This is a genomic window from Curtobacterium sp. C1, assembly GCF_021049325.1.
In the GTDB taxonomy this organism is placed as follows: Bacteria; Actinomycetota; Actinomycetes; order Actinomycetales; family Microbacteriaceae; genus Curtobacterium; species Curtobacterium citreum.
Genome location: NZ_CP088076.1, coordinates 1,552,051 through 1,571,923 on the forward strand (window position 1 = coordinate 1,552,051; position 19,873 = coordinate 1,571,923).

12 protein-coding genes are annotated in these 19,873 nt (G+C 70.6%); 3 read left to right on the forward strand and 9 right to left on the reverse strand.

Features of this window, described 5'->3' with window-relative positions:
* Positions 1 to 52: 52 nt before the first annotated feature.
* Positions 53 to 2,908: an aconitate hydratase gene (locus LQK89_RS07530; protein ID WP_058742500.1), complete on the forward strand. Its 2,856-nt coding sequence runs from the start codon at positions 53 to 55 to the stop codon at positions 2,906 to 2,908.
* 140 nt (positions 2,909 to 3,048) lie between these two features.
* On the forward strand, positions 3,049 to 4,983 hold the full coding sequence (dxs, locus tag LQK89_RS07535) for a 1-deoxy-D-xylulose-5-phosphate synthase (protein WP_231050628.1): 1,935 nt from the start codon (positions 3,049 to 3,051) through the stop codon (positions 4,981 to 4,983).
* 133 nt (positions 4,984 to 5,116) lie between these two features.
* Here dxs and LQK89_RS07540 read toward each other — a convergent pair whose 3' ends face one another.
* From LQK89_RS07540 to LQK89_RS07555, 4 genes are all read right to left on the reverse strand, one after another.
* The gene (locus tag LQK89_RS07540; protein ID WP_231050629.1) at positions 5,117 to 7,255 is read right to left on the reverse strand and encodes a 3-hydroxyacyl-CoA dehydrogenase NAD-binding domain-containing protein; all 2,139 of its coding nucleotides are present in this window, start codon (positions 7,253 to 7,255) and stop codon (positions 5,117 to 5,119) included.
* Positions 7,256 to 7,257: 2 nt separating this feature from the next.
* A complete protein-coding gene (locus tag LQK89_RS07545; protein ID WP_175326157.1) occupies positions 7,258 to 8,469 on the reverse strand; it encodes a thiolase family protein in 1,212 nt (403 codons plus the stop codon).
* A gap of 125 nt (positions 8,470 to 8,594) precedes the next feature.
* The gene (locus LQK89_RS07550; RefSeq protein ID WP_231050761.1) at positions 8,595 to 9,785 is read right to left on the reverse strand and encodes an HRDC domain-containing protein; all 1,191 of its coding nucleotides are present in this window, start codon (positions 9,783 to 9,785) and stop codon (positions 8,595 to 8,597) included.
* A 131-nt stretch (positions 9,786 to 9,916) separates the two neighbouring features.
* Positions 9,917 to 10,498 (reverse strand): DUF3000 domain-containing protein, encoded by a 582-nt coding sequence (locus tag LQK89_RS07555; protein ID WP_144801333.1) that lies wholly within the window; start codon positions 10,496 to 10,498, stop codon positions 9,917 to 9,919.
* 23 nt (positions 10,499 to 10,521) lie between these two features.
* On the opposite strand from LQK89_RS07555, the gene LQK89_RS07560 reads away from it, so the two are divergent.
* Positions 10,522 to 11,745, forward strand: coding sequence for an alpha/beta hydrolase family protein (locus LQK89_RS07560; RefSeq protein ID WP_231050630.1), 1,224 nt, complete (start codon positions 10,522 to 10,524; stop codon positions 11,743 to 11,745).
* A gap of 122 nt (positions 11,746 to 11,867) precedes the next feature.
* On the opposite strand, the gene LQK89_RS07565 is transcribed toward LQK89_RS07560, so the two are convergent.
* The 5 genes from LQK89_RS07565 to LQK89_RS07585 all read right to left on the reverse strand — a co-directional run bounded on the left by LQK89_RS07565 (position 11,868) and on the right by LQK89_RS07585 (position 19,773).
* Positions 11,868 to 13,028 carry a hypothetical protein gene (locus tag LQK89_RS07565; RefSeq protein ID WP_231050631.1) on the reverse strand — a complete coding sequence of 387 codons (1,161 nt, stop codon included), beginning with the start codon at positions 13,026 to 13,028 and terminating at the stop codon, positions 11,868 to 11,870.
* Positions 13,025 to 13,426, reverse strand: a complete 402-nt coding sequence (locus tag LQK89_RS07570; protein ID WP_231050632.1) for a DUF6188 family protein — start codon at positions 13,424 to 13,426, stop codon at positions 13,025 to 13,027. Before LQK89_RS07570 ends, LQK89_RS07565 begins: the two co-directional genes overlap by 4 nt.
* A 49-nt stretch (positions 13,427 to 13,475) precedes the next feature.
* A complete protein-coding gene (locus tag LQK89_RS07575) occupies positions 13,476 to 13,877 on the reverse strand; it encodes a DUF6188 family protein (protein WP_231050633.1) in 402 nt (133 codons plus the stop codon).
* Positions 13,878 to 13,977: 100 nt separating this feature from the next.
* On the reverse strand, positions 13,978 to 14,433 hold the full coding sequence (locus LQK89_RS07580) for a hypothetical protein (RefSeq protein ID WP_231050634.1): 456 nt from the start codon (positions 14,431 to 14,433) through the stop codon (positions 13,978 to 13,980).
* 24 nt (positions 14,434 to 14,457) lie between these two features.
* Positions 14,458 to 19,773 (reverse strand): DUF6531 domain-containing protein, encoded by a 5,316-nt coding sequence (locus tag LQK89_RS07585; RefSeq protein WP_231050635.1) that lies wholly within the window; start codon positions 19,771 to 19,773, stop codon positions 14,458 to 14,460.
* Positions 19,774 to 19,873: the final 100 nt, after the last annotated feature.

A 19,873-nucleotide genomic window follows, 5' to 3' on the forward strand; every position in this document is an offset into this window, starting at 1 on the left:
GTTCCGCGGCCCGCGAAGATGGGGGCACACCGATCAGTAGGGAGGCGGCACAGTGGCTGCAGTCAACAGCTTCGGCTCGAAGGACACACTGTCGGTTGGGGGTGTCGACTACGCGATCCACCGGATCGACAAGGTGCCGGGGCACGAGAAGCTCCCGTACAGCCTGAAGGTGCTGCTCGAGAACCTGCTCCGCACCGAGGACGGTGCGAACGTGACCGAGGAGCAGATCCGCGCCCTCGGTTCGTGGCGGCCCGACGCCGAGCCGGACACCGAGATCCAGTTCTCGCCGGCCCGTGTGGTCATGCAGGACTTCACCGGCGTGCCGTGCATCGTCGACCTCGCCACCATGCGCGAGGCGATGGCGCAGATCGGCGGCGACCCGAACAAGATCAACCCGCTGTCGCCGGCCGAGATGGTCATCGACCACTCCGTCGTCGCCGACCTGTTCGGCCGCGAGGACGCGCTGCAGCGCAACACCGACCTGGAGTACGAGCGGAACGGGGAGCGCTACCAGTTCCTCCGCTGGGGCCAGACCGCGTTCGAGGACTTCAAGGTCGTCCCGCCGGGGACCGGCATCGTCCACCAGGTCAACATCGAGTACCTGGCCAAGGTCACGTACACGCGCGAGTTCGACGGCGAGCTCTACGCGTACCCGGACACGCTCGTCGGCACCGACTCGCACACCACGATGGTGAACGGCCTCGGCGTGCTCGGCTGGGGCGTCGGCGGCATCGAGGCCGAGGCGGCGATGCTCGGCCAGCCCGTCTCGATGCTCATCCCCAAGGTCGTCGGCTTCAAGCTGTCCGGCTCGATCCCGGCCGGCGTCACCGCGACCGACGTGGTGCTCACCATCACGCAGGAGCTCCGCAAGCACGGCGTGGTCGGCAAGTTCGTCGAGTTCTACGGCGAGGGCGTCTCCGAGGTCCCGCTCGCGAACCGCGCGACCATCGGCAACATGAGCCCCGAGTTCGGCTCGACCGCCGCGATCTTCCCGGTCGACGCCGTCACGCTCGACTACCTGCGCCTGACGGGCCGGTCGGAGGACCAGATCGCCCTCGTCGAGGCGTACGCCAAGGCCCAGGGCCTGTGGCACGACCCGTCGGTGGAGCCCGCGTACTCCGAGTACATGGAGCTCGACCTGTCGACGGTCGTCCCGTCGATCTCCGGCCCGAAGCGCCCGCAGGACCGCATCGAGCTCTCGAAGGCCAAGGACCAGTTCGAGGTCGACCTCGCGAACTACGCGAGCATCGACCACTCCGAGGCGGACAAGGCCGTCGCCGACACCTTCCCGGCGTCCGACCCGGTCGCCGCGGCCCCCGGTGACGAGCACGCCGTCGACGACCTGCAGGACGCGCAGCCGTCCGAGGTCCCGGTGCACGCCTCGAGCGCCCCGGGCACGGTCTCGAAGCCGACCTCGGTCACGGTGGGCGACGGCGACGCGTTCACGATCGACCACGGCGCCGTCGCGATCGCCGCGATCACGTCCTGCACGAACACGTCGAACCCGTCGGTCATGATGGCCGCCGGCATCCTCGCGCGGAACGCCGCGAAGAAGGGCCTCAAGGCCAAGCCGTGGGTGAAGACCACCCTCGCGCCGGGCTCGAAGGTCGTCACCGACTACTACGAGAAGGCCGGGCTGACCAGCTACCTCGAGGACCTCGGCTTCTACACGGTCGGCTACGGCTGCACCACCTGCATCGGCAACTCGGGACCGCTGCCCGAGGAGATCTCGCAGGCCGTGCAGGACAACGACCTCGCCGTCACCGCGGTGCTCTCGGGCAACCGCAACTTCGAGGGCCGCATCAACCCCGACGTGAAGATGAACTACCTCGCGTCGCCGCCGCTCGTCATCGCCTACGCGCTGGCCGGCTCGATGCACTTCGACTTCGACACCGACGCCCTGGGCCAGGACCAGGACGGCAACGACGTGTTCCTCAAGGACATCTGGCCCGACGCGGGCGAGGTCCAGCAGGTCATCGACACGTCGATCGACACGGAGATGTTCACCCACGAGTACGGCTCCGTGTTCGAGGGCGACGACCGCTGGAAGAACCTGCCGACCCCGACGGGCGACACCTTCGAGTGGGACACCGAGTCCACCTACGTCCGGAAGCCCCCGTACTTCGAGGGCATGACGATGCAGCCCGACGCGGTCTCGGACATCTCGGGCGCCCGCGTGCTCGCGAAGCTCGGCGACTCGGTCACGACCGACCACATCTCGCCTGCTGGGTCGATCAAGGCGGACAGCCCGGCGGGCAAGTACCTCGCCGAGCACGGTGTCGACCGCAAGGACTTCAACTCCTACGGCTCGCGTCGCGGCAACCACGAGGTGATGATCCGCGGCACGTTCGCGAACATCCGACTGCGCAACCAGCTGCTGGCGGACGCGAACGACGGCGCGGGCGTCGAGGGCGGGTACACCCGTGACTTCACGACGGCGGACGGCGAGCAGTCGTTCATCTACGACGCCTCGCAGCACTACCAAGAGCAGGGCATCCCGCTCGTCATCTTCGGTGGCAAGGAGTACGGCTCGGGCTCGTCGCGCGACTGGGCGGCCAAGGGCACGAACCTGCTCGGCGTCAAGGCGGTCATCACCGAGAGCTTCGAGCGGATCCACCGCTCGAACCTGATCGGCATGGGCGTCGTCCCGCTGCAGTTCCCGGCCGGCGAGTCCGCCGAGTCCCTGGGCCTCGACGGCACCGAGGTCGTCTCGATCTCCGGGCTGACCGAGCTCAACGAGGGTCGGACGCCCAAGACGGTGCACGTCACCGCGACGCCGAGCGAGCACTCGCCCGCCGGCAAGGAGCCCGTGGAGTTCGACGCGGTCGTCCGCATCGACACCCCCGGTGAGGCCGACTACTACCGCAACGGCGGCATCCTGCAGTACGTGCTCCGCTCGCTCGTGTGAGCACGGCGCGCGACGCGCGCACCGGTCGCTGACGCGACCACCTGTCGGACTGGAGGCCCGTGGCGACACCGCCACGGGCCTCCAGTCCGTCGTCCGGTCCCGCGGATAGTGTGGTGACCTGCCCCACGAAAGGAGCGCTCGTGAGCCTGCTCAGCAGCATCTCGTCGCCGCGCGACCTCAAGCGTCTGTCCGACGCGCAGATGACGGAGCTCGCCGCCGAGATCCGTCGCTTCCTCGTCGCCGAGGTCGCGAAGACCGGCGGGCACCTGGGGCCGAACCTCGGGGTGGTGGAGCTCACGCTGGCGATGCACCGCGTGTTCGACTCGCCGCACGACCCGTTCGTGTTCGACACCGGGCACCAGTCGTACGTGCACAAGCTCGTCACGGGTCGACAGGACTTCTCGCGCCTCCGGGAGCGCGGCGGCCTCGCCGGGTACCCGCAGCGCAGCGAGTCCGAGCACGACATCGTCGAGTCGTCGCACGCGTCGTCGTCCCTGTCGTGGGCGGACGGCATCTCGCGGGCCTTCCGGCAGACCGGCCAGGACGACCGCACGGTGGTCGCCGTCGTCGGGGACGGCGCGCTCACGGGCGGCATGACGTGGGAGGCCCTCAACAACATCTCGGACGCGAACGACCGCCGCATGGTGATCGTCGTGAACGACAACGGCCGGTCCTACGCGCCGACGATCGGCGGGATGGCGCGGTTCCTCAGCTCGGTGCGCACGCGCCGTGAGTACCGTGCGCTGTTCGAGAAGTCGCAGGCGGTCGCGTCGCGCTTCGGTGCACCCGGTCGGGCCTTCTACCGCGGGGTGCGCGGCGGCCTGCACGGCTTCCTGTCGCGGTTCACGAACAACGAGGCGCTCTACTCGAACCTCGACATCAAGTACATCGGTCCGGTGAACGGGCACGACCAGCGCGCGATGGAGGCTGCGCTCCGGCAGGCCAAGGCCTACGGAGCGCCGACGATCGTGCACGCCATCACCGAGAAGGGGTACGGCTTCGAGCCGGCGCTCCGCGACCAGGCGGACCAGTTCCACGCGGTCGGGCACATCGACCCGGAGACGGGGGAGTCGCTCGACGTGTCGTCGGGGCCCTCGTGGACGTCGGTCTTCGCGTCCGAACTGGCGTCGGTCGGCGCCGCGGACGAGCGGATCGTCGCGATCACCGCCGCCATGCTGCGCCCCACCGGACTCCACCTGTTCCAGGAGCAGCACCCCGAGCGGGTGATCGACGTCGGCATCGCGGAGCAGCACGCCGTGACCACCGCCGCCGGGCTCGCGTTCGGCGGGCTCCACCCCGTGGTCGCGCTCTACGCGACGTTCCTCAACCGGGCGTTCGACCAGGTGCTCATGGACGTGGCACTGCACCGCGCCGGGGTGACGTTCGTCCTCGATCGCGCGGGCATCACCGGTCCGGACGGTCCCTCGCACCACGGCATGTGGGACCTCGCGCTCCTGCAGGTCGTGCCCGGAATCCGGATCGCCGCACCGCGCGATGCGGTCACGCTGCGCGAGGAGTTCCGCGAGGCCGTCGCCGTGGACGACGCCCCGACCGTGCTGCGCTGGTCGAAGGGCTCCGTCGGGCCGGACCTGCCGGCGCTCCGTCGTCTTTCGGACGGGGTCGACGTCCTCCGGGACCCGACCGACGGGCAGGAGCCTGACGTCCTGTTCGTGGCGGTCGGCTCGATGGTGCCGGTGGCGCTCGATGCCGCGGCCCTGCTCGAGGCGCAGGGCATCGGTGCGACGGTCGTCGACCCGCGGTGGGTCGTGCCGATCCCCGCATCGCTGGTCGACCTGTCCCGCGAGCACCGGCTGGTCATCACGATCGAGGACGGCGTCCGGGTCGGGGGCGTCGGGACACGGCTGCGACAGGACCTGCGGGCGGCCGGGGTCGACACCGGCGTGAACGAGCTCGGGCTGCCCGACGAGTTCATCGACCACGCGTCGCGGTCGCAGATCCTGGCCGACGTCGGGCTGACCGCGCAGGCGATCGCGCGGGACGTCATCGACCAGGTCGTCGGTACGAAGCTGCCTCAGGCGAAGCCGGCGCGCACGCGGGAGTCCGCGGAGCGCTGAGCGCGTGGTTCGCGCGGTGCGGTGGCGGGCCCGCGCTCGTTCGTCGCGCCGTTGAACCACGGAACCGACATCGAACCAGGACGAGTGCCTGGTTCGATGTCGGTTCCGTGGTTCGATCGACCGGTGGGTCCGGCTAGCGCGAGGCGGGACCGACGATCGCCGGGTCGTGGAACGTGCCGCCGAAGACGCGCTCGGACGCTCCGGAGCGGTCGAGGTACGGGCTGATGCCGCCGGCCTGGAACGGGTAGCCCGCACCGAGGATCAGGCCGAGGTCGATCTCCTCGACGTGCTGGACCACCCCGTCCTGCAGCATGCGGTGCACCTCGTCGGCCAGTGCGTCCTCGAACCGCTGCTGCATGGTCGCGGCGTCGACCGGCTGGGCGTCCTTCTTCGCGGGCGCGACGAGCTTCACGGCAGCGGGGTCGTACCCGGTGACGGCGCCCTTCTTGTCGCGGGTCAGGATCGCGCCGTGCTCCGCGATGCGCTTCAGCCCGTCACCTGGGTAGAACCGCTCCGGCCACGCGGCGTGGTGCGAGTCGAGCACGTGCGCGCCGACCGGCAGCCCGACGAGCTCGAGCAGCTCGAACGGCGACATCGGCAGCCCGAGCGGTGCCGCACCATCGGCGACGGTCGCGAAGGGCGTGCCCTCCTCGACACCGCGCATCGCCTCGCCGAGGACCCGGGCGAGCACCCGGTTCACGACGAAGCCGGGCTGGTCGGCCGTGATGATCGCGGTCTTCTTGAGGGTCTTCGCGACCGCCAGGGCCGTCGCGAGCGTCTCGTCCGAGGTCTGCTCGGTGCGGACGACCTCGAGGAGCGGCATCACGGCGACGGGGTTGAAGAAGTGGAAGCCGACGAGCCGCGACGGGTCGGACAGCACCGAGCCCATCTCGGACACCGACAGCGACGACGTGTTCGTGGCGAGGATCGCATCGGGTGCGATGACCTGCTCGATCTTCCGGAACACGTCCTGCTTGACCGACATCTCCTCGAAGACGGCCTCGATCACCCAGTCGGCGTCCGCGAACGCGTCGTAGGACACCGAACCCGAGACGAGCGCCTTGATGCGGTTCGCGTCGTCGGGGGAGACCCGCTTCTTGGCGAGGAGCTCGTCGACCGAGGACCGGATGCGCTCGACGCCGGCGTCCACACGCGCCTGGTCGACGTCCGTGATCACCACGGGAACGCCGAGGCGGCGCGCGAACAGGAGCGCGAACTGCGACGCCATGAGTCCGGCGCCGAGGACGCCGACCTTCGTGATCTTCTTCGCCTCGACGTCCGTCGGGGCTCCGACGGGACGCTTCGCCCGCTTCTGGACGAGGTCGAACGCGTACATCGACGCGGCGAACTGGTCGCCGGCGAGCAGGTCGGCGAGGGCGTCGTCCTCGCCCGCGAAGCGCTCGTCCAGGCTCCCGCTCTTCGCGGCCGCCACGAGGTCGAGCGCGCGGAACGGCGACTTCGGCACCGTGCCGATCTTGGATGCGACCTGGCCCCGTGCGACCTTGACGACGGTGCCCCACGCGGCCTTCTCGAGCATGCCGGGCTCGTTCTTCCGGACGACCTTGGTGCGGCCGGACACGACGCCGTCAGCCCACGCGATCGCGGACGGCAGGAAGGTGACCGACGGGATGAGCGCGTCGCCGATGCCGATCTCGACCGCAGCCAGGCCGTCCATCAGGCGGTTGTTCTTGAGCGGGTTCTCGACGATGACGCGGAGCGCCTTCTCCGGCCCGATCAGGCGGGGGAGCAGCGTCGCGCCGCCCCAGCCGGGGATGATCCCGAGGAACACCTCGGGCAGGCCGATGCCCTGCGCTGCGGACGAGAACACCCGGAACGTGCAGTGCAGGGCGACCTCGAGGCCACCGCCGAGGGCGATGCCGTTCACGAACGCGAACGACGGGACGCCCAGCTCGCTGAACTTGCGGAGCGTTGCGTGCCCGAGCACGCCGAGCTCGTGCGCGACCTCGCGGGAGGGCAGCGCCGCGGCCTGCGACAGGTCGGCGCCGGCCGCGAAGCAGTACTCCTTGCCGGTGATCGCGACGGCCTGGACCTCGCCCTTCGCGGCTGCGTCACGCAGGGTGTCGAGCACGTCGGACAGCTCGCGCATGGTCCGCGGTCCGAGGGTCGAGGGGCGCTTGTAGTCCTTGCCGTTGTCGAGCGTGATGAGCGCGAGCGTCCCGCCGGACGGGAGTGCCACGTGCTTGACGTACGAGTGGGTGACGACCTCGTCCGCGCTGAGCTCGGTCAGCTGGTCGATCGGGGTGGTGGTCATGCTCAGGCCGCCTTCCGTGCCGCGCTCTTGCTGAAGTTCGGGTTCTCCCAGATGACGGTGCCGCCCTGGCCGAGCCCGATGCACATCGTGGTGATGCCGTACCGGACGTCCGGGCGCTCGGCGAACTGTGCCGCGAGCTGGTTCATCAGGCGCACACCGCTCGACGCCAGCGGGTGGCCGACGGCGATCGCGCCACCCCAGGCGTTGACGTTCGGGGAGTCCTGCGCGATGCCGTAGTTGTCGAGGAAGGCGAGCACCTGGACCGCGAACGCCTCGTTGATCTCGAACAGGCCGATGTCGTCGATGGTGAGTCCCGCCTTGCGGAGGGCCTTGTCGGTCGCGGGGACCGGGCCGATGCCCATGACCTCCGGGTCGACACCCGCGAACGCGAAGGAGACCATGCGCATCTTCATCGGCAGGCCGTGCTGCTTCGCACCGTCCTCCGACGCGAGCAGGCTCATCGTCGCGCCGTCGTTCAGGCCCGCCGCGTTGCCGGCGGTGATCCGTCCGTGGGGCCGGAACGGCGTGCGCAACGCAGCCAGTGCCTCCAGGGTGGTGCCCGGGCGGGGCGGCTCGTCCGCCGTGACGACGTCCCAGCCCTCGCCGGTGTTGACCTCGACCGGGACGACGTCGGGCTGGAGTTTGCCCGCGCCCCACGCGGCGGCGTAGCGCTGCTGCGACTGGACGGCGAAGGCGTCCGTGCGGTCCTTCGTGATGGCGGGGAACCGGTCGTGCAGGCGCTCCGCGGTGCTGCCCATGACGAGCGCGTCGCTCGCGACCATGCGCTCGGCGACGAACCGGGGGTTCACGTCGGCTCCGAAGCCCATCGGGTGGCGGCCCATGTGCTCGACCCCGCCGGCGATCGCGACGTCGGCGGCGCCGAAGGCGATCGCGCCGGCGAGCGTCGTGACGCTCGTCATGGCGCCGGCGCACATGCGGTCGATCGCGTAGCCGGGGACCGACTTCGGCAGACCCGCGAGCATGCCCACGGTGCGGCCGAGCGTCAGGCCCTGGTCGCCCTGCTGGGTGGTTGCCGCGACGGCGACGTCGTCGACCGCCGCACCGTCGAGCTGGCTGTTCCGATCGAGCAGCCCGCGCATCGCGTGGACCGCGAGGTCGTCCGCGCGGGTCTTCCAGAACACTCCCTTCTCACCGGCTCGTCCGAACGGGGTGCGGACTCCGTCCACGAACACGACGTCTGATGCCTTGGGCACTCGGGCCTCCAGATCCTCTTCGATCGAGTCGGGGCACGTTCCGCCCCGACCGGCCGGGCTGTGCCCGGCGACTGCTCCGACGCTATGCCCGGAGCCTGGACGGGCGCATGCCCGTTGGGGTGTTCCTACGAGCCGGTGTTGCTCTCGGCAGCAGGGGCCTGTCCAGCAGCGACAAAGGCGTGCGCGATGCGCGACGCGGTCTCCTCGACCTGCCACGGGCGGGCGTCGTGGGAGGCGAGCACGGCACCGACGGTCTCGGTCGCGATCGGCGTCGGCGGCTCCCACGACACCAGGCGGAGCGTCTCCGGCGTGAGGAGGTTCTCGACGGGCAGGTCGAGCTCCTCGGCGCGCGCGACGACCGCGGCCCGCGCGGCCTTGTAACGGCGGTCGGCCTCGGGGTTGCGGTCGGCCCACGCCCGGGGCGGGGGCAGCGTGGCCTCGCCCGAGCCGCGGAGCTTCGGCAGGTCCTCGGTCGTGCGGCCCTCGTCGACGGCGGCCCACCAGCGGTCGAGCTCCGAACGGCTGGCCCGACCCGTGAAGGCCTTGAGCGCACCGAGTTCGGCCTTCGTGGCCGGTGCGGCGGCCGCCGCGGCGACGATCGCGGCGTCCGGGATGGTCCGACCGGGGGCGACGTCGGCCGCACGGGCGTACTCGTCGCGGGCGGTCCACAGGGCGCGGGCGATCGCCAGCGCTCGGGCACCGCGCAGCGCGTGCATGCCGGACAGCCGGCGCCACGGCTCGGCACGGGGCGGCTTCGGCGCGCGGGTCAGGACGGCGGCGAACTCCTCCTCCGCGATGCGGGACTTGCCGGCGGCGTCGAGCGCTGCGGCCAGGGCGTCACGGAGGTCGGGCAGCAGCTCGACGTCGAGCGCCGCGTACACGAGCCAGGACTGCGGCAGCGGGCGGGTCGACCAGTCCGCCGCCGAGTGGGCCTTGGCGAGCGTGATGCCGAGCAGCTGCTCGACCACCGCGCCGAGGCCGACGCGCGGGAAGCCGGCGATGCGGGCCCCGAGCTCGGTGTCGAAGATGCGGGTCGGGACGAGGCCGACCTCCTGCAGGCACGGCAGGTCCTGCGACGCCGCGTGGAAGAGCCACTCCTCGTCGACGATGGCGTCCTGCAGCTCGGTGAAGTCGCCGATCGCGATCGGGTCGAACAGGAACGCGCCGGCGCCGCGGCGGAAGACCTGGATGAGGTACGCCCGCTGGGAGTACCGGTAGCCGCTCGCGCGCTCGGCGTCGACTGCGACGGGGCCGTGGCCGGCGGCGATGGCGGCGACCGCGCGCAGGTACTCGTCGCGGTCCTCGATCACGCGCACGGCGGCGTGCGAGTCCTCGAAGGCGGGATCAGCCGGGGCGGCCGATGCTGCCGGGGCGGCCGGGCCGCCCGGTGCTGCCGGAGCGGCCGAGCCGCCGGGTGCGGTGTGGTCGGCTTCGCTGGCGGGGTCGGTCACTTCGTGGTCCTCCTCGGAGCCAGCAGGGTCACGCCGTCCGATGCCGGGGGGAGTCCCGCGAGCATCGCGACGATCTCCTCCCACGCCTCGACGTGCGCGGTCAGGTCCTCGTCACGGGGCGTCCACGAGGCACGGAGCTCGAGCTGTGCGCCGTCGCCCTGCGCCGCGAGGTCGCCGTACCCGCGCGAGATGATCTTGGTGGCCGTCCCGGAGGCCCGGTCGTACGTCGCGCCGTGGGCCGCGAGCGCATCGACGAGCCAGCTCCACGTCACGTCGGCCACGAACTCGTCGACGCCGATCTCCGGCTCGAGCGGGGCCTGGGCGAACGTCACGATGCGGAACGCACCGCCCCAGCCGTCCGGCTCGTCGGGGTCGTGCAGGGCGATGAACCGCCCCGTGCCGAGGTCCGAGTCGATGCCGTGAACGGCGCCCGAGACGTCCGCCGCGAGGGCGATCGAGTGCGGCGCGATCCGCGAGGGCGAGGGGATCTCGGTGACCGTGGTCTCGGTGCGGGTCCGGCCCGACGCCACGAACGCGCGGAGTCGCTCGAAGGCCTCGGGCTCACGGGATTCGGACACGCATGCAGACTAGGCTCCCGGCCATGTCCCGATCCGCGCGACCCGCCGAGGACGTCGTCCAGGAGACCGCTCGGTCGGCCGGGCTCGTGGCGCTGGGAGCCGGCATCGCGGCGACCGCCGTGGCCACCGCGGTGGTCGGTGGCTTCGTCGCCGCCGTGGCCCGTGCCGTCGTCACGCCCGACCGCAAGCGCACCGAACGCGTCCCGATCCACGCCGTCGACCCCGGTGCCATGACCGTCACGCTCGAGCGCACCGCGGACACCGAGCTGCAGGGCCGGTACAGCCTGTGGTTCGGCGGCGGCACCGGGCACATGCGCGTTGGCGAGGTCCTCGGCACCACCGACACCACCGTCACCCGGCGCATCATCGCGATCGACGCCGGCGACCCCCGCTCCGCCCGCCGCGGCCGGTGGGGCGGCTGGTTCTACCTGAGCCCCGGGGAGCTCGACGTCCCGGTCGAGGACGTGGACATCCCCACGCCGAACGGCCCGGCGCCCGCGTGGGTGGTCCGCGCCGACGACCCCGACGCACCGTGGGCGGTCCTCGTGCACGGCCGGGGCGTGACCCGCGCCGAGACCATCCGCGCCGTCCCGGTCTTCCGCGCCGCCGGGTACTCGGTGGTCCTCGCCTCGTGGCGGAACGACGGCGTCGCGCCGCGGAGCACCGACGGCCGCTACGGTCTCGGCAGCACCGAGTGGGAGGACGTCGACGCCGTGCTCCGCTGGCTCACCGCGCAGCAGGCCAGGAGCGTCGTGCTCATGGGATGGTCGATGGGCGGGGCCGTCGTGCTGCAGACCCTCGTCCGGTCCCGGTTCGCCGGGCTCGTCGACGGCATCGTGCTCGAGTCGCCCGTCGTCGACTGGCACGCGGTGCTCAAGTCGCAGAGCCGGGTCCTGAAGCTGCCGCGGCCGGTCCGGAAGGTCGCGCAGCGGCTCCTCCGCACCCCCGTCCTGCACCACGTCGCCGGGCTCGACCACCCCGTCGACCTGCGGGAGCTCGACATGGTCGCGCGGGCCGACGAACTCACGGTGCCGATCCTCATCCTCCACAGCGACGACGACGGGTTCGTGCCGTCCTCGGCGTCGCACGACCTGGCACGCGCACGGCCCGACATCGTGCGGCTCGAGGTGCAGACCACGGCGCGGCACACCAAGCTCTGGAACCACGACGCGGACTGGTTCGACGCGCGCATCCTCGCGTGGCTGACCGAGGTGGTGCAGCCGACGGACGCGACCAGCGCCCGGTAGACGCGACCAGCGGACTGGAGGCACGGGGCCAGCTGGCACCGCCTTCCCTCGGAGGCTCGGTCGGCGCGCCCCGCGCGACGCTTCGCGTCGCCGCTGAGCGGGGTGTGCCCGTCCGTCCTGGGTCAGGTCGGCGGATGACTCGCTTCGGTGATGCTTCCCAGGTCCGAGGGACCGCGAGCGGTCGTGACCGCGGCCCCGACGACCGCCCGGTCGGTCGCCGACAGCGCCACCGTCAGCAGGTCGTCGCCGTCCTGGACCTGGCACATCAGGACGGGGTCGTCGCGCATGCGGTCGAGCGCTGCCGCCAGGACGTCGACGCCGCGGGCCGTCGCCTGTCGACTCCGTCGGAGCGCCGCCGCCAGGGTCCGTGCCGGGGTCCGGCCGGCGGTGACCGGGGTGGACGGAGCAACCGAGTCGAGGAAGCGGCGCGCGCTGGTCGGGACGTCGGCCGCCGCCGACAGGGCGGCGTGCAGTTCGCCGGTCGTCGTCGGGACCACCCCCGCGCGGATGAGCTGATCGGGGCGCGGGAGCTCGGTCGGCATCGCCGTCGTGAACCACGGGAACTCGACGGAGTCGATCCGACCGGCGAGCATCCACACGAGGACCTCTCCGGCGAGCGGCGCTTCGTCCGTGCGGTAGTCGAGTGCCCCGGGCAGCGGGCCGTCTGCGAAGCCCGTCCGAGGGCACTCCGCGAGTGCGACGTCCCAGATGCGGGGGGCTGACTCGTGGACGGCCGTGAGCGCATCGACCTGCTGGCGCAGCTCCGGCGTGGCCAGCCGAGGGTAGTCGTCGAGGAAGGCGAGGAGGAGCGACCGGATCCGGTACGCGGTGGTGTCGGCGTCCCGACTGCCGATGGTGGGCACCGTGACCGCCGGACCCAGCAGACCTTCGAGCTCGGCGGAGACGCCGATGACCGCCGTGTCGACGACCACGGTGGCCTCGGAACTGTCGAAGAAGTCGATGCGGATCACCGCCTGGGCGATGTCGGCCTCGGCTGCGAGTGGGACGCCGAAGAACGCGCCGTCGATCACCTGTTCGTTGTCCCGGACGAGCGTCAGCATCTCGTCGTGCGACAACCGCAGGCCGGGTGGTGGCGCTGCCGTGAGCCGGCGGTCCCACTCGTGCACGTGGACCGTCGAGCCCGACCGCACGACCACGTCGAGGTCGGTGACGAGCCATCGCAAGCGTGGAATGGTGAGCGACTCGAACACCGACCGGAACGAGGGCATCCGTCCGTCCTGCGGGGACCGTGCCCGGAAGAACGCGAACCGGGGGCCGGTCATGCGGTGTGATGCAGCCAGATGGCGGGGTTGCCGCCCGGCATGATGATGATCATCGTCGGGGGAGTCTCTGGGCCGGCGTAGTGCCACGACTCAAAATCAGGGTGCGGTCCTGCGATCAAGCGACTCTCATCGGAGAACGTCATCGTCAGGGTCGAGCCCGTCACCTGAGCCTCAATCACTTCGAGCGTGTGCAGGCGCAGAGCCGGTACCAGGTTCGACTTGTCGCCGTCCGGGGCGATCGTGATCGCCTCCGACGCCGATCCCAGTGAGAAGGGTCGAGCGAGGACGACGAGTGCTCCGTTCGAGAACCTGAGCTGGACGGTGTGGTCGAGCCAGATGGCGTCGACGGTCTCTCCCGCGAGGAGCAACGGAACGCTCTCGACGGCCAGGTCGTTCATCAGACATTCCCTTCACGCGGATCGCGGATCGGTGAACAGGACGACCGCATCATCGTGGGCCGTGGACCCAGATCGCTGAATCACTGCCCGGCATGATGATGCGATTCGGCGGAGTTTCCGGACCGGTGTAGTGCCAGGACTCGAAGGCGGGAGCCGGTCCCGCTGAGAGGGACGACCCGTCGGCGGACTCAACGGTCAGGGTGGAACCCTCGGCGCGTGCTCCGGTCACGGTCACTGTGTGCAGACGGAGGAGCGGAGCGAGTGCTGCTTTGTCGCCGTCCGGGTCGATGACCGTCCGGCTGCCCATCGTCGCGCCGAACGTGAACGCACATTCCAGCCCTACGGTCGCCGCGCTCGAGAACAGGAGCCTGACCGTGTGGTCGACCCAGATCGCATCGACCGATTCCCCGACCAAGCGGAGCGGAACGTCCTCGACGCTCAGTCCGGCCATGCTGGGTGCCCTCCTCCGTGGCGCACTGGTTGTACCTTCGCCGGGATCGCCAGAGTCGCCGGTGTGGCCGTCTTCTTCGATGAACCTCGGACGCCATCGCTCAATCGTCGTCTACTCGGCTTGACTCGGTAGCTCGGCTGCTCATGGCTTCGATCGGCACTCCGCCCCCGAACATGGCCGTGAACTGCTTCCGCATCCCCACTCGATCGGGATCGAGGATCACGGTCCAGAATGTCCCGTCCACCACGTCCAGCCGGATTGCAGCCTTGTCGAGCTGCTGAAGGTGCTCGGTCGGAAAGCCGATTAACTCGCCGTCGATCAGTTGCGAAACAGCACGGTTGAAAGCTACGAACATCTCGCTGTTGAGGACGGGGTTCGCGACGCCAGGAGTGCTTGAGGCTTCTTCGATCTCAGCAATCGGCACGGCGGAATGCCCGGTGACCACCACAGAGATGTCCTCGGCTGTCCATGACAGCTCTGGGAGGACAAGGGCGGCAACAACGTCGCGAAACTCGATGCTTGAGGTCGCATCTCGGCTCAGATCGAGCGTGAACAATCGAAGCATTGGTATCTCTCCCGATCAGAACAGCGGCCGAGCTGCTTTGGTCCGCGTCCGAGTGCCACCGGTCGCGTTCGGCTCATAGGTGTGATAGTGCGGGTTGGGGTGGATCTTTGGAGAGCCATGGTCAGTGAAGTCGATGTCTCGAACGATCTCTCCGTCGCCGTCCCACTCGCGCGCCTGAGGATAGTCAGGTCCGTGACTGCTCTTACGCCAGCCGAGTTGAGTGTGTGGATACGCCGACTCTGGCAGACGAACTCCGTCCGGCGATGACGGGAGGGGTCGTTTCAAGAACCACTTGCCGTCTGGCACTTTCGGCGCCGGAACGTCATCGCGGAGCTTAGACACGGACGTCGGCAGGTGCAGCCTCGACATCGTGCCACCGGTCGCAGCCGACATCGCAGCACCTTCAGTGGCGGAACCGAGGAGGTCTGTGGGCGTGAGTGGTTGACCGCTGACGACGGTGTTCGCGACGTTCTCGACGGCGCCCTCGACGGCGTTCCCGACGAAGTGCTTGCCGATCGCTGCGCCCAGGCCGCCGCCGACCGCTCCGAAGGCTCCGCTGACGGCGACCTGGCCCCAGTTCACCTCTCCGGTCGTGGCCTTCTGGATGATCGTGTCCGCCCCGGCGCCGATGAGCATGCCGCCGAGTGGGCCGCCGACCCCGGTGAGCATGAGGGCGCCACCCGCGACGACCATCGCCCCGCCGGCGACGTACTCCCAGTTGTCCTTGAACCAGTCGCCGGTGGCCGCTGCCGCGCGGGCGAGCGGCCCCTGCTCGGCGGCGGCGTACGCCTCGAGTTCGGCATCGGTGACCGGTGCGAGTCCGAGAGGATCGAGCGCATGGAGCGGATCGTTGCCGGCGAACGAGTACGGGTTCGCGCCCCAGACCGCTCCCGCTGGTGCGGTGATCGGATCGGTGGAGAGGAATCCACGCGTCGTGGGGTCGTACGCACGTGCACCCATCCACTCGAGTCCCGCCACCACGGGTGTTCCGTCCGCGCCGAACGCGAGTGCGCGCTCGGGTTCTCCGGAGAAGGAGGCGAGGAGCTGCCACGGATCAGTGTCCGAAGTCCTACGGGCCGCTCGCCATCCTGATGGTCCTGTGCCGTCCGGGCTACCGAGCAGTCCGGTGGGCGTGCGCAACACTGGGGAGTCGTCGACTGTCAGCAAGGCGGGAACGGCGGCAGCGGCATCCCAGTCGAGCCGCATCCCGTCGACGTCGACCAGGTCGCCGAGCGCGCCCACGTGGATCGCTGTGCTCGAGGAGCCCGATGCGATCAGTCGGAGCCACCCGCGCCCGTCCCACGAGTACCTGGTCTCCCTGCCATCCGGGGCGGTGCTCCGGACCCGTTGGCCGCGGGCGTCGTACTCGTGCGCAGTCCGCCCCTCGGGGCCGGTCACCGCGACGAGCTGACCTGCGTCGTCGTACTCGTACGTGCGGGTGCCGTTCTCGGTGCGTTCGACGACGAGTCGGCCAGCGGCGTCGTAGGACCACGTTGTCTCCACTCCGTCGGTGCCGGCACGGACGAGTTGCATCGCTGCGTCATGCTCGTAGACCGTCGTCGTGCCCGGTCGCTCGATCCCGACGAGCCGACCGTCTCGATCGCGGGTCAGTCGTGTCGTCGCCGTCGAGTCCCCGTCGGAGCTGGTGTGTCCGACGACGAAACCGCGGTCGTGCGACCAGGAGTCGCTCGTCCCTGCCGTGCGCACCGCCGTGAGTCGTCCGGCGCCGTCGTACTCGTGATGGACGGCGCCGAACGCGGTCTGCTCGACGGTGCCCGGCCGACCCGCGGGATCACGCTCGATGCGCGTCACGGAGCTGTCCGGCGCGTGCACCGAGGTACGCAGGCCGTCCGCGTCGTACGTCCATCGCGTCTCTCGACCGTCCGTCACTCGGCGGACGAGGAGACCCCGCCGGTCGTACTCCAGCAGGTGGGCACTGGCAACGTCCGGTCGGGTGTGGTCGGAGATGGTCACGGTCCGCGAGCGCGGGTCGCGCTCGATGCGAGCGACCAGTGCGTCGTCCACGTACTGGGCCGTCTCTCGACCGGCTGCGTCGTACTCCCACCGAAGCACGGTGCCGTCGGGCTCCGTCTGGGAGATCTGGCGACCGGCAGCGTCGTACGTCGCGCTCGTCGTGCGGCCGAGGGGGTCCGTCGAGCTGGCGACCTTGTCGAGCTCGGTGTAGGTCCGCGTCGTGACTGCTCCGCGCGGATCGGTGGTGCGGACGAGCCGCCCGCGGGCGTCGTACTCGTAGCGCGTCACCCCGCCGAGGCCGTTGGTCGCCGCGACCAGCTGCCCCGCCGCGTCGTACCGGAACGAGCGGCGACCGAATCGCGGGTCCCGTGCCTCGACGACACGTCCCGCCCGGTCGTAGCGGTACCGGATGATCCCGAAGCCAGGGACGTCGACGGAGGTGACCCGACCAACCGCGTCGTACTCGGTGCGCTCGACGTCGTCGTTCGCATCCGTCCGCTCGACGACGCGTCCGTCGGCGTCGTACCGCAGCGACGTCCGGCCGCCGAGCGGGTCCGTGGCCGTCTCCGGACGCCCGCACCGGTCGTACGTGTACGTCGTCGTCCGACCCGCAGGCGTCGTGACGGCGATGATCCGGCCCGCGAGGTCGCGCTCGATGCGGGTCAGACCACCCTCACCGTCCAGCGATTCGACGATCCTTCCAGCCGCATCACGCACGGTCACGGTGGTGGAGCCGTCTCCCTGCCGGAGGCCGATCGGTCGTCCGAGCGCATCGGTGCGGACACTGACGTCCTCGAACGCGGAACTGACGATCGTCGTGCCGTCGGCACGCTTCCGCTCGGCAGCTGTGCGGACACCGGTCGGGTCCACGGTTGCCACGACGGCGCCGATGGCGTCGTACTCACGGTTCCACGAACCGCCTGCGGGGTCGATGACGGTGCGCAACCGCGAGAGCGCGTCGTGCACGAACCGCCACTCCGCCCCGTCGGGCAGGGTGACGGCCGAGACGTTGCCGAGGTCGTCGAACAGGGTCGTGATGCGGCGGCCGAGCGGGTCGATGGTCGCGGTGACCTCGCCGTGCGTGCCGTACTCCACGGCCGTCCGGGAGCCCGTCGGATCCGTGGTGGCGATCACGCGCCCGGCATCGTCGTGTTCGAACCGCCACACGCCGCCGTCGGGAGCTTCGCGAGCGGTCAGCAGGCCTGCCGCGTCGTATCGGTACGTCGTCCAGGCGCCGAGGGGGGTGACCGCTTCGACGACACGCCCAGCTGCGTCCCGGGTGAAGGACGCCGTCCCCCCGCCGGCATCCTCGATCGCGACGAGGTCGCCGTGGTCGTCGTGGTGGAACGTGACGACCACACCGGTCGGGTCCGTGCAGCGAGCCAACTGCCCGGCGCGCCACTCGAGGAGCGTCCGTCCGCCGTCGGTATCGGTGACGACGGAAGGGTTCCGGTCGTCGCCCCGGTACTCGTACTCGACGATCGCGCCGTCTGCGGTGACCACGGTGGTGGGCCGGTCCTGGTCGTCGTACCCGCACGTCACGTCGGCGCCGTCCGGGGTCACGGTGCGCGTGCGGCGTCCGCGGTCGTCGTACCCGTGCACCGTCACCGACCCGTCGCGTTCGGTGACGGACACCAGGTGGCCGTGGCGGTCGTAGGACATCGACTGACGCGCACCGTCGGCGTCGATGATCCCGACGACCCGGCCCTTCCGGTCGGCGATCCACGTGTTCGCGTTGCTGCCGTCAGCGTCCGAGACCGACGTCACCCTGCCCTGCAGGTAGGAGAACCGGACGGTGCGTCCGAACGGAGTGCGCTGTGCGACGACACGCCCCCGGTCGTCGTACGTGTTGGTGCACTCGATGACGCCCGTCGCGGCGGTCACCTGGTCGATCAAGCCGGCGTCGTTCCACCGGTAGCGTCGCGCGCCGACGGTGTCCTGCGCGGCGACGAGGCGACGCGCATCGTCGTACCGGTACTGCACACGCCGGCCATCGGACGCTGAAACTGACACGACGCGGTCGCCTTCGTACTCCACGTCGAGCGCACGACCGAGTTCGTGCTCGAGTCGAGTGATCCGGTCGTCGGCGTCGCGGAGAGCGGACACGCCCGTGCCCGAGCCACGTCCGGCAGAGAGCCAGACACCGGCGGCGGAGAAGGTCCATCGACCCCCCGTGTTGTCCGAGACGACGAGGGTGGTCCCATCGCGACGGAGCCAGAGGTCCTGCCCCACGCCGCGACCCCAACCGTCGCCCTCGCGGGGGAAGTCGACCTGGCGCCCGTCCTCGAGCACGATCGAGGCCAGCTCGTCGCTGAGCTCCAGCCGGATGTCGAGCACCGACGACCAACCGAGACCGAAGGACCCCACCCGGTCGTCGAGCGAGTTGTACGTCCGCGAGAACCGGAGGGACGCCGCAGCACCGCCGAACGTCAGGTCGTCCTCTGGCTCGAGGAAGTTCCCCGTCGCGGTGTTCACCGGGTCGTCGGCGAACCCGTTCGTGGGCGGTGTACCCATCGCGGAGAACGGGCCGATGGTGAAGTCGTCGCGTCCGACCGCCACGCCTGCCGCGGCCAGCGCCGCGGCGATCGAGGCGTCCGAGAGCGTGGCGGGTCCGTTCCCGCCGCCCGCGGCCTCGAACTGCGCGGCGACCGTGTCGGCCCAAGCCGCGTCGTGCCCGTTGTCCGTAAGCCAGTCCTGTACCGCGGTCACGAGTGACTGCGCGTGCAGCGTGCCCCATCGGGTGTTGCACCCGGACTCGTAGTCGCTGAGGGCGTTCCGGAACGACGACACCGCGCCGGCGAGGGAGTCGTCGGCCCCCCTGCTGCTCGACGCGAAGGAGCGGAGATCGGCCGGCACCGCTGACGACGTGCCTCCGCTGCCGCCTCCGGCCGTCGGGATCGTACGACCGCGCACCGAGACGGCATCGGCCTGGAGCTGGGGCTCAGGCTGCGGTTCCGGGGGCTTCGGGTCGTCCTCGGCACCGAACCACGTCGACACCTCGTGCGCCGCACCGACGAAGAAGTTCTCCTCACGCTCCCGCTTCCGCGCCTCCCACGCCTTGGCGTCGGCACGGCGTCGGTCCTCTTGCTCCGCCGCCTGACGGAGTTCGTCGACGAACCCGACGAGTGAGGAGAGCGCCTCGGAGAGCTTGCCGGCGCTGCGCGAGGCGATGCCGGCGTTGTCGGCGAAGACCTCGGAGAAGTACCCCCGGAACTCCCGCTCCGCGTTCGTCACCGCCGTGGACCGTGCGCCGGTCTGGCCGTCGATCGACGTCGCGAGCCTGCGCGCCGCAGTCTTCAGCGTGTCGGCGTCGCCGTACGAGTAGCCCGTCGGATCGTTGCCGTGGATCTTCGCCATGTCGTCTCCCCCCGATGACCCCTCGATCCTGGCACAGGCCCCATCGCAGCGTCCAGCATGCGGAATTTCGTATGCGACGAGACGACGGACGGGAGGCCGG

Bases quoted from the DNA above. Each gene is read 5' to 3' on its own strand.
- LQK89_RS07585 (WP_231050635.1), bottom strand. From the start codon at position 19,773: ATGGCGAAGATCCACGGCAACGATCCGACGGGCTACTCGTACGGCGAC.
- LQK89_RS07540 (WP_231050629.1), bottom strand. From the start codon at position 7,255: ATGACCACCACCCCGATCGACCAGCTGACCGAGCTCAGCGCGGACGAG.
- LQK89_RS07565 (WP_231050631.1), bottom strand. From the start codon at position 13,028: ATGACCGGCCCCCGGTTCGCGTTCTTCCGGGCACGGTCCCCGCAGGAC.
- LQK89_RS07560 (WP_231050630.1), top strand. From the start codon at position 10,522: ATGTCCCGATCCGCGCGACCCGCCGAGGACGTCGTCCAGGAGACCGCT.
- LQK89_RS07570 (WP_231050632.1), bottom strand. From the start codon at position 13,426: ATGAACGACCTGGCCGTCGAGAGCGTTCCGTTGCTCCTCGCGGGAGAG.
- LQK89_RS07575 (WP_231050633.1), bottom strand. From the start codon at position 13,877: ATGGCCGGACTGAGCGTCGAGGACGTTCCGCTCCGCTTGGTCGGGGAA.